The sequence below is a fragment of the Lactiplantibacillus sp. 30.2.29 genome (assembly GCF_018991255.1).
Taxonomy (GTDB): domain Bacteria; phylum Bacillota; class Bacilli; order Lactobacillales; family Lactobacillaceae; genus Lactiplantibacillus; species Lactiplantibacillus pentosus.
This window is the reverse complement of record NZ_JAGYGU010000004.1, coordinates 100,931-114,035: the sequence shown is the minus strand read 5'-3', so window position 1 is coordinate 114,035 and position 13,105 is coordinate 100,931. Positions and strand designations below refer to the sequence as shown.

The following is a 13,105-nucleotide window of genomic DNA, read 5'->3' as shown; positions in this document are numbered from 1 at the left end:
CGGTTTTAAAATTGATTGAATGAAGTGGTTACATCCCTGGCATCCAGACGTCTTCAGGTTTGACGCCTTGTTCTTCAGCGAAGGCATTCCGTAACGTGTCCATATCCATTAAATGATAGGTTTGTGGATGTTCTGGGTCGTAAGATTCGATTTGGGCCATCATCCCACCATCTTCATGTTCGATGATGTGGCAGTGATACATGTAGACCCCGGTCAATTCAAACTTGACCTTGATGCGAACCGTCTCACCAGGGTTGACGCCCACCGTATCTTTCAAACCATGTTCGTTTGGATAGACCGGACCGCCGTTTCTGGATAACACGGTGAACTGTGTCCCGTGGACGTGGAATGGGTGAACCATACCATTTTCGGTACTATTCGTATTCCGGATTTCCCAAATGGCAACGTCGCCAACTTTTTGACGGGCGTCGATCCGTTCCATGTCGAACTTCTTGCCGTTGAGCGCAACTTCATCGTCCATCCCGTCCATCGTGATCTTCCGAACAGGCAAGTCAGCAGTTGGTGCTTCGTCTGGAATATCGACTAAGTGGTCTGGCAACGTGGTATCGTCTGGTTCGAAGGCTTTGATTCTGAAGCGGCATAGTGGCGTATCGTCAGTCATCAAGGTCACTTCATCGCCTGGTTGATATTTGCCAAAGTCGACCACGATTTCATCACGTTCGGCACAAGTCATCATCACTTTGGTCATATAGACGGGTGCTGGTAAAATCCCGCCATCAGAACCAACTTGTGCAAATTCCAAGTCATCGTTAAAATGCAACCGCCATTCACGCCGGTTGGAACCGTCTAAGATCCGTAACCGAACGCGTTGAGTGGTGACATCAAAGTATGGGTTGACCGTCCCGTTAACTAAGGCAGTGTGGCCTTGAACGCCATCAGGATCGTAGTCAGCACGGTAATCAAATTGATTATCTTCATGGAATTCACGATCTTGTAGGACCATTGGAATATCATCGACCCCGTAGTTGCGTGGTAATGGCAATTGGTCTTCGACGTCATCCTTGATAATGACCATCGTTGCTAACCCTTTCCAGACTTGGGTCGCGGTCGATGGACATGGATGAGCATGTAGCCAAGTGGTTGCGGCGGGTTGGTGTACCTTAAAATCAATGTGGTTCGTCTGACCTGGATAAACGGGTGCATGACAGCCACCATCCGTAATTGGCCCGGGAACGTTCAATCCGTGCCAGTGGAAGGTGGTTAATTCTGGGAGTTTGTTCTGTAAGTCAATATGGGTCTGCTTACCATTCCGAAAAACGATTGTTTGACCTAAAAAGCCTGCATTGTAGCCCCAAGTCTTGGTCTTCTTCCCCGGCAAAAACTGGGTTTCGCTCTCTTGGGCCGTGACCGTATAATAGTCATCCGTATCGGTCTGACGGTCCGGTTGCAGTAAAGGCGGAATCGCTAACGGCTGTGGGTCGACTTTCGGAGTCACTAACGGAATATAGCCACCGTCATGTGTGTTGTAAGCAGGTTCATCAAAAAAATAATCAGTATAGACTTTTTTTGCCATCTTGACATCCCCTTATATCGTTAAAGTTACTAAATTAAAAATGGTGGCGCTTTTACACGTCACCTTCAGTTTAGAATTATTTTAAAAGAGTGTCAAACTCGATTGCGCACTAGTCAAAGATAATCCGGCGCGCATTTTGTTAGTTAGTTGTCAAAAATGATGATTAACGCGTGCTAGTTTTTCAGTTCAAAGACTGCCAGCTGAGACCCGCTGGAAATAAAGTGAATTAGCGTGAACTTGCAGTACGGTTGCGCCCTGTTCCAGCGTTGTCGGCCAGCCTCGTAGATCGGACCAGGACGCGTCCCCCGCTGACGAACAGCAATTTAAATAACAAACTGTTCGTCCTTAAAATAATGCCCGCACAGTGTTAGTGGCTGCATCGCCTAGCCAGGCATTCGTCACTAGCCGGTCAAAATAGCTGGTCTCAACTACGCCAGCCAGCGTTGCTAACGCGGTATTGAGTGTTGGTAAGTTAGCATAGGTCGGGAAATGGCAATCGATTAGGAGGTTACCACTGTCGGTCAGCGTAAAGCCGTCGCGATTCTCAGCGGTCCGAATAGTGGCTTGGCCACCAAGGTCGCTGACACTGCGCATCACTAATGATAGCGCGCCCGGTAAGACTTCCAGCACGAGTGGCGTTTTGATATCAAATTGATCGACTAAGCGGTCCTGCATCGTCAGTAGCCAGTATTCATCCGCCAGACTGGCAATAATTTTTTCGTTCGCATGAATGCCACCACCACTTTTGAGGGCGTTACCGTGATGGTCCAACTGATCACAGCCGTCAAAAGCAATATCAACGCGGTCGCAATAAGCCGTATCGACGACCGTATATCCTAATACCGTTGCCAATTGACGTGTCGTGGGCGACGGGGTCACGACCGTAATGTCATTGACCAGGTTGGCCGCTTCCTTGACGAGTTCCCCCACGGTCGTGTCCCCACCGAAACCTACTACCATCTGCGGTTTGATTAGCGTGAGCGCCTGCTGAACGATTGCTTGTTTGATCGTCATCTGAAATCCTTCCATTCATCATAAGATGTTTTAATCATAGCACGCGATAACCTATTTAACTAACTGCTTGCGACTAAAAAATGAGTAAATTCCGCATTAATCCGAACGATTGAGTAGGTCTTCTCCGGGTTATCGGTTTAAAATACAATCATTGATGGCGACCTTCGTTTTTGGGGGAAAGAGGGTTACAACAATGAAACGTAAATATCGTGCAAAGTTAGGTTTAACAACGTTAACGATTATCGTCGGAATTGGGCTGACTCCGATTGCCAACGCCAAGTCAATTGCGACGCCAATCTCACGTAGTCGATGGCCACACGCGCAGGTCACCTATGTCATTCAGGCGTCTGCTTCCGAGCGGCGCGTTTATCAAGCAGCGATTCGCGCTTGGAATGCCACCGGTCAATTCAAATTCGTTCAGGGGACCACTGCTCACCATCAAGTGACACTGGAAACGAGTAACGCCACGACCGGACAATACTATCGCCTGGCCGGTATCACGTTTTCGACTGGCTATCCTAATGGTTACTATACGAAAGCCCAAGTCTATCTATTAACTCGCAACTTCACACGCTACCATTATTCCTATTCAGATCAGGTGCACGTGGCGGAACACGAACTCGGCCATACGATTGGCCTCGAACACAGCCGTGATCGCCACAGTGTCATGCTTGCCGATAATCGTTATAACGGCATCAGCAGTGCGGACAGTACCGCTGTCCGGTTGCGCTACCGATTACCGGTTGGCAGGCTGTAAGGCAAAGTTGTCAATCTAACAACTAGGTTTGCCATTGATGCCTTGGGTATGGTGACCCCACTTTGGTTATTCTTAATCAACACAATACCCGAGAAGGCCCCGATGATGAGTTGGGACCTTTTTTAGTGCCGGCTGGGATGCTTAGACTCAGCTAACTCTAATTGATTGCGATGCGCCATGCAAATTCAAGACGAACTGCCGTTTAGCCATGAATTGCTACAACCAAGTTTACGTGACTTAGCTACGGATTGTTGCAAACAGGTGTACGTGACTTAGCTACGGATTGTTGCAAACAAGTGCACGTTGGCTTTGCTATGGATTGATGTAAACAGGTGCACGTGACTTAGCTACGAATTGTTGCAAACAGGCGCACATTGGTTTAGCACTGTCGCAACGGGCAGCATGGCAACTCGACAGGCACACTTGCCAGCGTAGTACTGACATCATGCCACGATCCCGTCAACTGACCAGTGCGCAAAAAAACACCTTGCAACAAGTTCAATGCTCGTTTCAAGGTGTTCTACAGATTAGCTGCGTAGTAAATAGCCGTAACTTCCTAAAATAATAATGACATATCCAGTCGCCATAGCTAATGCTAGTAGCATGCCACTCCCAGGTTGCCAGCCGCGGTGATGACAAAAAGTCAAACAGCCACTGGTCAACAACATGAGTGCCAGTGCCGCCGCAACGACCCCGAGTAACTGTCCCCATTGACCTAGCAAGGCACAGCCCACTCCCAAGATCGTCGCAACGATAATCACTAACCATCGCTGACGGTTTGTTAATTGTCGGCGCATATTCATCCCACCATATAGTTAATGCAGTCAACGTTCTGCTTAGTAAAATTTTAACATTTTGGGAGATATTTGCCAAACAAGACAATTAACAACCGACACTTTTTAGGCTTGTTGACGTTTTTGGACAGATTGTTCACTTAAAACGTCATCAAACGCGTGGAATTTCTCAATGATCGTATCCGCTGAATTCCGGAACTTCGCTTGTTCGTCTTCTGTCAGGGCCAAAGTCGTTACACTTTCAACGCCATCCCTGCCAATAATCGCTGGCTGACCGACGTAGGTGCCGAACGTCTCACTATATGCAGAGACTGGACAAGCTAACCGCGCATTGGCGAAGACGGCTTCGCTTAACTTGACCGCACAAGTTGCGATGGCAAAGCTCGTATAGCCTTTGCCGGAATGAACGGCCCAGCCACCATGCCGTGCGGCGGCTTCCAGCGCATCCAAGTCTAAGTGATACTTGTCGACTAACGACGTGATTGGAATGCCGTTCACTTGAACCGTTGACCAAGCGCTGAATTGAGATTCGCCATGTTCGCCATAGACGTAACCGCTGATATTCTTCGGATCACAGTCAAACGCTTCTGCGACGACTTTTTGCATCCGTGCCGTATCGAGGAACGTCCCCGTCCCGAAGACTTGTTGTCGGGATAATCCGGTCGCACGTTGGAAATAATGCGTGATGGCATCACACGGATTCATCGTATCAATCACCACACCATCGAATTTCGTGGCTTTAACCTTAGGCGCAATGTCTTGCACGATCTGCTTGGTATATTCAAACTCCGCCCAGCGGTTGCCAGACGCATGGTCAAGGGCATGAATATTGCCACTAGTCACGAATAAAATATCGGTATCGTCTAATTCATGGTAATCGTTGATTTTAATGATCGTCCGACTATCTAATCGGGCTTGGGCATCTTGTAAATCTAATTGTTCCGCGCGAGCCTTACCGACATTCGTATCAATTAAGATTAATTCATCCGCAATCCCTTTACAAACCAATGTATAAGCAATCGTCGCACCAACGTGACCGACCCCAATAATCGCATATTTCCGCATAAGCTGAACCTCCGTGTTTTAATTATTAAGAATATTATGTAACGTCTCATCATTCTTTAATTTATGTGGTGATAACTTTACTGCTGGATCCCCATAACGTCAATCCATGAAAACGGTTCAACTTTAAAATCATCATTATCTTAATGAATTTTCCAGCTTTTATGCAGTAACACACAAGATTAACTTAATATAATTAACTTCCGTGGTCGATTCGGGCGATTGGTCGGTTTCCAAACTTAACTGTGGTTCGGCTTGTCCGGGCGGGGCTCCCGGGCTAGAAGAAGACTCGTATTTGAACTTACGCAGTGAACTTCTGCGTGAGTTCAAATCAAGGTCTGCCCTGTTCCAGCGTTGTCAGCCAGCCTCGGAGGTCGGAATCGGGCGCGCCTCCGCTGACGAGCAGCAATCCAACTCGGGCTATTTCCCAGCGGGCCTAAGCTGGCTGTTTTTGAAAATTGGCACTTTCATTCATATCTCACGACCAATTAACCAGCACGATACATAAATGTAACATAATCTAACATCGCTAGTTATCGTTGCCCTCTCCCGCCCTTTTGTATGTTTGGAATTTAACCTAAATATAAAAAAGTAGTGCGTCCATTAATAATCAATGTTATAATTCCTAACATCAAATGGTATGGATAGGGGTTGGGAGTATGAACGCTGCAAATTCAACGTTTTTAGTTTTATCTAGTATATTGGTATTATTCATGACACCCGGATTGGCCTTCTTCTATGGTGGGCTGGTCTCCAAACGTAACGTTGTTAACACGATGCTATCAGTCTTCATGATTTGTGGCCTAGCAATTCTATTATGGCTAGCTTTTGGCTACTCACTGTCGTTCTCTGGTGATATTGGTGGCGTGGTCGGTAACTTCAAGGCATTGTGGTTGCATGGTGTCGACCTAACCGCACTAACGGCCACTAAAATTCCAAACGGCTTATACCTGATTTTCCAAATGATGTTCGCCATTATTACACCGGCCCTATTCGTGGGAGCCGTCGTTGGGCGAATTCGTTTCAAATTCCTACTGACCTTCATCATCTTCTGGTCACTACTGATCTACTACCCAATGGTTCACATGGTGTGGGATAACGGGTTGCTTGCGAAACTCGGCGTAATCGACTTCGCCGGCGGAACGGTCGTCCATATCAATGCCGGGATTACTGCGTTAGTCCTCTCTGCCTTTTTAGGTGCTCGGCACAAATATGGCAAGGACGCGACGCAGCACTACAATATTTTATGGGTCTTACTCGGAACGGCGATTTTGTGGATCGGCTGGTACGGATTCAACGCCGGCTCCGCATTAGCAATGAATGACATCGCGATTCAGGCCTTCTTGACCACGACGGTTGCGACTGCCACTTCCATGATGACTTGGATGGTCGTTGATATGCTGACCAAGGGCAAACCAACCCTCGTTGGCGTCTGTACCGGGACCCTGTGTGGGTTAGTCGGCATTACGCCAGCTTGTGGGTACGTCACCGTCTCTGGGGCTTTCTGGATTGGCTTGGTTGCGACCCTCACAAGTTACGGCTTCATCACGTTTATCAAACCGCGTTTAGGAATTGACGACGCCCTCGATGCGTTTGGTTGCCACGGGGTTTCTGGGATGGTCGGCAGCATCATGACTGGCCTCTTCGCCAGCAAAGCCGTCAACAGTTCCATCTCACTCAACGGTCTGTTCTACGGCGGTGGCTTCAAACTATTCGGCCTACAACTACTCGCAACCGCGTTTACCATCATCTTTACCACCATCGCTTGCATCGTCATTATCGTGCTATTGAAACGGGTCATTAGAATGCGCGTTGACGAACAAGAAGAAGAACTGGGGTTAGACCAAGGCGAACACGGCGAAGTTGCCGATTATACAGTTCAAATGAGTCATGAATTAACTAATATCCAACACCACAGCGATGAATTCCGCGGACAACTCGCGCAATTGCTGAATAAGCAGGAACGGTTCCGTTAGCGGCGCCTTCAAACTTGCTGAAAACGAGCCCTCGTCAGCTTTTGTTTCAAGCTCACTGAAAACGGCCACTCGTTAGATTCGGTTGCAAGCTCACCGAAAACGGCCGCTCATTAGATTAGGTTGCAAATTCGTTGCACATGGGCGCTACTCGGTTCTGTGCCACACTAAATACCAATTAAAAAGTCATGTTTCAAAAGGCGGCGATCCGCTTTTCTGAAACATGACTTTTTTTGGTTTACTGGCGTTGTGACTTGTTGTCTTTAATGAAGAAGTACCCAAATACCAACATGACGCCGATAATCGGAACATCTAGCGCGTTGATGGGATGCTCAAATTGTGGCCCGGCCGCGAGCACCAATATAACGACAAAGCACATCCCAATTAGCCACCAACCGTATTTCTGGAAGAAACGGATAAAAGCACTGTCTGGAAACTTATATTTGATATATTGCAGCACTAATATTAGAAGCACATAGGCCGCAACACTGTATGGTAACGGGAGATCCATCGCATGACACCCCTTTCTAATGCCGAGCAACAAATAGTCTAATACTTATCGTTAATATAACCTGATTACAGTAACACTGCCACTAAACAAGCCTCAATCAGTTCGAAAACAGCTGAAAAATTGAGGTTTGTTGTTCAGCTGTTTTCCTATCAAACTGTTAACACAATCCAGACATTGCACTACCCTGAAGCCAACGATTGAAGTCGCTACAACCGCATGCAGCAATTGCATCGACGCACCCCGCGCCATTAGCGTAAAAAAATATGGGTGATTGCTTTTGCAATCACCCATATTTTGATTAAGCAGCTAATCCAGTCGCTTGTAGGCCAGCATCAGTTATTATTGAATAAGACCGACTGACTCTTGATATAGTGGTCAACTGGATGTAACAGTACCGTCGGATTCTCAATTGCGGACGTAAACGAATGCCCCGAAATGTTGACGAGTCCAGTAAAGATGAACAATAGGATTGCCACCCACATCACGATTTTGGTCGTGACCGTCATCTTTTCTGGCAAGATCTGCTTGTACAGCGTCCGGTGAACATCCCGACTAATCGCTTGCTTGCTCTTATCGCTATCTTTAGCGCGTTCTTCGACTAATTGACGCTCATAAGCTTCAATATCAAAGTCCGCTTGTTCTTTCTTCTTAGCAACTTGGTACTTCTTACGATAAGCGGCCGTTTGCGCTTTGAAGTTCTTAGAGAATTTCCGGTAATGGCCGACCGTTTCCTTGGTATCACCGACTTCTAGCAGGTCACCAAAGTGCATCCAAGCCACCCGGTCACATAGTAATTCAACTTGGCGCAAGTTATGGCTGACGAAGATAATCGTCTTGCCTTGCTTCTTGAATTCCATGATTTTATCCACACACTTTTGATAGAAAGTATCATCACCAACGGATAACGCTTCATCAATAATCATGATATCCGGATTGATGTGAACCGCGATGGCAAAGCCTAACCGTGACCGCATCCCAGTTGAGTAGTCTTTAACGGGTTGACCAATAAAATCACCGATATCCGCAAAATCAACGATATCATCGCGGACTTCTTGGATTTCCTTAATACTCAAGCCTTGCATGAGCCCTTTTAAACGAATGTTTTCATCACCCGTCAAGTTCCACTTAAGACCGGCACCAATCGAGATAATCGACGTGTCACCATGCACATCGACCGTCCCCGTCGTTTGAGGAATGATTCCCGAAATGATGTTGGAGATGGTCGATTTACCAGAACCATTGATCCCAATAATCCCGAGTGCTTCCCCGGGTTTGACATTCAGACTGACCCCTTTAAGTGACCAGAACCGCGGGACTTCAACGTTACCAATGTTAAAAAAGTGTTTTAACTTATCATTGTTACTACGATATAAATCATATTCTTTAGTGACATTATGCAATTCAACTTTATATTGGTTTTCCATCAGTTCCGCCTCCTAAATCAAATCCACAAAGTTCGAACGGAACTTGTTATAGAGATACGTTCCAAGCAGAATTGCGACGAGATTGAACAACCAGAAGACAATCGTCAACGTAATGTTCGGCTGTTGCCAGATCCAACCACGATTCAATAGCGATTCCCGCATCCCGTTGAGGACGTAATAAAATGGGTTCAATTCCAGCAACCGGACAAAGACGGCTGGGAAGTTAGAGGTCGTAAAGTTGAACAATACCCCACTCATGTAGAACAGCATCCGCAATACGGATTGCAAGGTAATATGCCAGTCACGAATCAGAACACTGACCGTGGCATTGAGAATCCCTAGCGAATACATGAGAACGATCATGCACCCGAAGTAATAAATAAACTGGAACCAGGCAAGTGATGGCCAGATGCCATTTAGAAACATCAGGAAAATCCCGAAAGCAATCATCGTCCAGAAACTATAGAGATTTCCGTAAATCTTAATGGACGGTAACACGTTGACTGGGAACTTCATCTTGGAAACTAACCCAACTTGCCGATAAATACTAGAAGACGCGTCCAGCGTCGTTTTGTTCATATATAACCACGGTGCGATCCCGACAACCATCCAAGGTAGGTACGGGATTCCAGGCATCGGATCGCCACGTTTTAACGCGACCCCGAATACTAAGTAGTAAATTCCGATTTGGATCAGTGGATTCAGAAATTCCCATGCTAACCCAAGGTAATGGCTTTGGTATGTGGCTCGGTCATCATACTTGGCCATTCGCCGAATAATCTTGAAATTGGCGAACTGATCACCAATCGTCTTAAACATCGTAAACATAATGCGCTCCTTAATTGAATGTCACAACACGATCAAGCGCCTCTTGAAAGGTCATGGCAGATTTACGGTCAAGGTGAACCGCAGCTTACATTATAACGATAAACCCGACGAATAGCATAGAAAATAACATTTTTTATCAAATATTTACTTCTTCTCGCGCTGTATTTAGCACTGAAAATTTGTGTGCCGTCAACGAAGTAAGCCCTTACCTATTTGTTGGTAAAAAACGCCGCAATCAGCGCGATTTTGGACTGAATTTAGCGGAATTTCATTATTGTTGCGTAATTATTAATGAAAACAAAAAAAGGACTCAGCGTTTGAGTCCTGCAAACTGGAATATGACATAGTCAATCGGCGGCATTTGACGCAATCAGCGGCTGATTAAATCTGCATTTTACATCAGCTTACGTTCAGCCACCATCACTTTATCCATGACAACACCCGATCAGGCTTACTGTTCATCGTTGAGATAGCGAATCGCACGCTTGGGATCATCGAAGGCGGGCGCGTTATCAGGAATGAGCCCTAATTCTTTGGCGCGCGCCAGGACTAGGGCCTTTTCCGTCTCTTCATTTGGCACCCATGACGGCTCGTCACTTTCAAACGGGATCGCTTGCTGCAAGACTAATTGCCTTAACGCCATGTTCAGATAGGTATTCATTGATAGCCCCATACTTGCAAGTTGCTTGCTAGCTGCTTGCTTCAAATCAGCGTCTATACGAATAGAAGTTGATACTCGAGTCATGCCAACCATCCCTCTCTCTGTTAATACCTTGATTATATAATAACCACGTTGCGGCCGTTATTATTTACCATTGGGGATAATTGTTTTTGAGTTCAAAAGCAGCCAGCTTAGAACCGCTAGAAATAAGACGAGTTAGCGTAAACCTGATGGGTAGACGCGGCCTATGCCGACTTCCAGGCATTTCTGACAACGCTGGAACGCGATGGACACAGATTTAAGCCGAGAACCCACGTCTTAAATACTGGTCTTTCACTAACCAAGCACACAACGCTTGCTAAGTGAAATTTCATCGCTGAGCATTGTCAGAAATACCTTCCAGCCTGGATGGTATTCGAAAGGCAGACACTTGCGGACCCAACTTTCGGGAAACTGGTCGTTGACTCCTAGCAAAGGGTATTTCGGGATTAAAGCGTATGACTGGTTTCTGATAATTTTTCAGCTATCTCACCCATGTTTTAGTGCTATGAATCATTAATTTCAATGAACATACCGGAGTTTTCCTTAGTTAATTGAGACTTCAAAATCTTGAATTGGACTCAAATAGCAATACTGTTGTCTACCTGTGAACGACAATCCAGATTAAGTTAGCCAACAATTTTCTTAGTATTTAACTGACATATATCATTAGCGGTTCTGATTCAAAGTTTACACAAAGAACCAGTCTTCTATCATTTAATGGCCAATTGTACCTAATTAGGTGGTCGTTCATCTGCCATTCGAGCGGGTTCCCGACCGGCGGGGCTGGCTGACAATGCTCAAGGGCGAAATTCTTCTTGTCCGGGCGGTTTTCCCGGGCTAGAAGAAGACTCGTATTTGAAATTGCGCAGTGGGCTTCTGCGTGAGTTCAAATCGATGTCCGCCCTGTTCCAGCAATTGTCAGCCAGCCCCAGAGGTCGGAGTATGAAGCGCCCCGGCTGACGAACAACAATCCACCCCTACACCGTTCGTTCATCCGCGTAGTCATAACACACTTACCAAACGAGCTGAATAATGACTTATAATGGCGTCTTTGGCCCAAAAAGTGCTATGATGAGGGAACATTAACTAAGGGGGTTAGACACGATGAGTTCAATTATTGAAAATTTACAATTAGCCACACAACAGGTTCACCTCATCAACCTATATCAAGCCAATAGCGAAGTGGTTTATACCGGCTACATCGACCGTCTGGCACCCGATGGCGTTGTCGTGAACACTTACGACGATGCAGGGCTCCAGGACGGCGCCGTCTTCATGCGTTACGACGTCATCGATGAAGTTGAAATGATGAGCGAAGACCTCGATAACATGGCCTTTCGACTCAAGAATGCAACGACTGAAGGATTAAATAGTGTGCCACAACCAGCGCTGGCAATCGATGACCAACAGCCAGCACTCGCTCAGTTAGTCGACCACGCCCATTCTGACCACCAAGTCGTCCTGCTCGTGTTAGCGGACAATGACAATTACCTTGAAGGTCAAGTTCAAGCAATCACCGATCAGACGATCACGTTCACAACTTTTGATAAATTTGATTTTAAAAATAAGACTCAGCAAGTCATTCCGCTAGATTCGATTCAAATTCTCGAATTCTGCGGCAATGAATTATTGCTGGAAAGTGCCTTTGTTAAAACTGCTCACGCTCACCAGGAAACCGTCAAAGCCAGCGAACCCGATGACGTTGATGCGACGCTTAATAACGCTTTGGCCCAACATCAGCTGATTGCAATCCGCTCGGCAGATGGTTCCGACATGTTCTTCGTCGGCTTCATTAACACGTTAAACGCCGATAGCGTCTTGCTCAACCTGATTGACATGACCGGCCAATTTGGTGGCTACACGCTGTGCCGACGCTCGCTGATTGAATCGGTCACGACTCAATCGGACTACTTGCAGACGATGCGCGGTTTTATTGAATTGAACCGTCAGTATGAGTTAAATGTCCAGCCGGTCTTAAACGACGAACGCCTCTTTGACGGCACGACTGATTTATTTGAGTCGATTTTACGGCAAGCCGCGACTTTCAATAATCTCGTCCATATCACGACTGAAAATCCAATGTTGCCGGCGATGACCGGTTATCCGGGTGCGTTGACTAATGGCCACTTCATCTTCTATAACGTCGATGATGATAACCAGATCAATCACGTTGGCACGATGATTGAACTCGACCAGGTCGTCGAATTATCATTCGGTTACATGGACGCTTACCTGCTAGAAAAGCGCTTGAAGAGTACTGGAAATCTATAATCAGCAACAAACCTGAACTAGCAGCCATTTCATTCGCGGAATGGCTGCTAGTTTTTTTAGTTTGGCCCAACTAGACTGGCGTGTTGACCAATTCCATAAAAAAAGCGGCGCGACTAGCAGGATTTCTGCTAGTCACGCCATTTTAACAATATTTTCAATGATTCTGCTTGTACTGATTCTGGTTTCTACTGGTCGATAATGCCTGCTCGTAGCGATTTTGTGCTGCTTCACCGG

11 protein-coding genes are annotated in these 13,105 nt (G+C 46.4%); 3 read left to right on the top strand and 8 right to left on the bottom strand.

The genetic code is table 11. The features are described 5' to 3' along the window. Positions 1-28 precede the first annotated feature (28 nt). Both KGF65_RS03760 and rpiA read right to left on the bottom strand, forming a co-directional pair. Entirely contained in the window at positions 29-1,534 is a 1,506-nt protein-coding gene (locus tag KGF65_RS03760; RefSeq protein WP_021338165.1) for a multicopper oxidase family protein, read from the bottom strand. A 345-nt stretch (positions 1,535-1,879) separates the two neighbouring features. After that, positions 1,880-2,548 carry a ribose 5-phosphate isomerase A gene (rpiA, locus tag KGF65_RS03755; protein WP_216748103.1) on the bottom strand — a complete coding sequence of 223 codons (669 nt, stop codon included), beginning with the start codon at positions 2,546-2,548 and terminating at the stop codon, positions 1,880-1,882. A gap of 193 nt (positions 2,549-2,741) precedes the next feature. On the opposite strand from rpiA, the gene KGF65_RS03750 reads away from it, so the two are divergent. Further along, a complete protein-coding gene (locus KGF65_RS03750; protein WP_101872747.1) occupies positions 2,742-3,305 on the top strand; it encodes a M57 family metalloprotease in 564 nt (187 codons plus the stop codon). A gap of 527 nt (positions 3,306-3,832) precedes the next feature. Here KGF65_RS03750 and KGF65_RS03745 read toward each other — a convergent pair. Both KGF65_RS03745 and KGF65_RS03740 read right to left on the bottom strand, forming a co-directional pair. Then, a complete protein-coding gene (locus KGF65_RS03745) occupies positions 3,833-4,102 on the bottom strand; it encodes a hypothetical protein (protein ID WP_021338168.1) in 270 nt (89 codons plus the stop codon). Positions 4,103-4,204: 102 nt separating this feature from the next. Beyond that, a complete protein-coding gene (locus KGF65_RS03740) occupies positions 4,205-5,164 on the bottom strand; it encodes an L-lactate dehydrogenase (protein WP_101872746.1) in 960 nt (319 codons plus the stop codon). Between the two features lie 656 nt (positions 5,165-5,820). On the opposite strand from KGF65_RS03740, the gene KGF65_RS03735 reads away from it, so the two are divergent. Continuing rightward, the gene (locus KGF65_RS03735; protein WP_003637573.1) at positions 5,821-7,137 is read left to right on the top strand and encodes an ammonium transporter; all 1,317 of its coding nucleotides are present in this window, start codon (positions 5,821-5,823) and stop codon (positions 7,135-7,137) included. A 235-nt stretch (positions 7,138-7,372) separates the two neighbouring features. Here the strand turns inward: KGF65_RS03735 and KGF65_RS03730 are convergent, their stop codons facing one another. The 4 genes from KGF65_RS03730 to KGF65_RS03715 all read right to left on the bottom strand — a co-directional run bounded on the left by KGF65_RS03730 (position 7,373) and on the right by KGF65_RS03715 (position 10,642). Beyond that, positions 7,373-7,645, bottom strand: coding sequence for a hypothetical protein (locus KGF65_RS03730; RefSeq protein WP_105923553.1), 273 nt, complete (start codon positions 7,643-7,645; stop codon positions 7,373-7,375). A 332-nt stretch (positions 7,646-7,977) separates the two neighbouring features. Next, a complete protein-coding gene (locus KGF65_RS03725; protein ID WP_216748104.1) occupies positions 7,978-9,069 on the bottom strand; it encodes an ABC transporter ATP-binding protein in 1,092 nt (363 codons plus the stop codon). A 12-nt stretch (positions 9,070-9,081) separates the two neighbouring features. Then, positions 9,082-9,897, bottom strand: a complete 816-nt coding sequence (locus KGF65_RS03720) for an ABC transporter permease (RefSeq protein ID WP_050337803.1) — start codon at positions 9,895-9,897, stop codon at positions 9,082-9,084. A gap of 451 nt (positions 9,898-10,348) precedes the next feature. Then, positions 10,349-10,642, bottom strand: coding sequence for a type II toxin-antitoxin system RelB/DinJ family antitoxin (locus KGF65_RS03715; RefSeq protein ID WP_101872744.1), 294 nt, complete (start codon positions 10,640-10,642; stop codon positions 10,349-10,351). 1,062 nt (positions 10,643-11,704) lie between these two features. On the opposite strand from KGF65_RS03715, the gene KGF65_RS03710 reads away from it, so the two are divergent. Continuing rightward, the gene (locus KGF65_RS03710) at positions 11,705-12,871 is read left to right on the top strand and encodes a hypothetical protein (RefSeq protein ID WP_216748105.1); all 1,167 of its coding nucleotides are present in this window, start codon (positions 11,705-11,707) and stop codon (positions 12,869-12,871) included. The last annotated feature ends 234 nt before the right edge of the window (positions 12,872-13,105 follow it).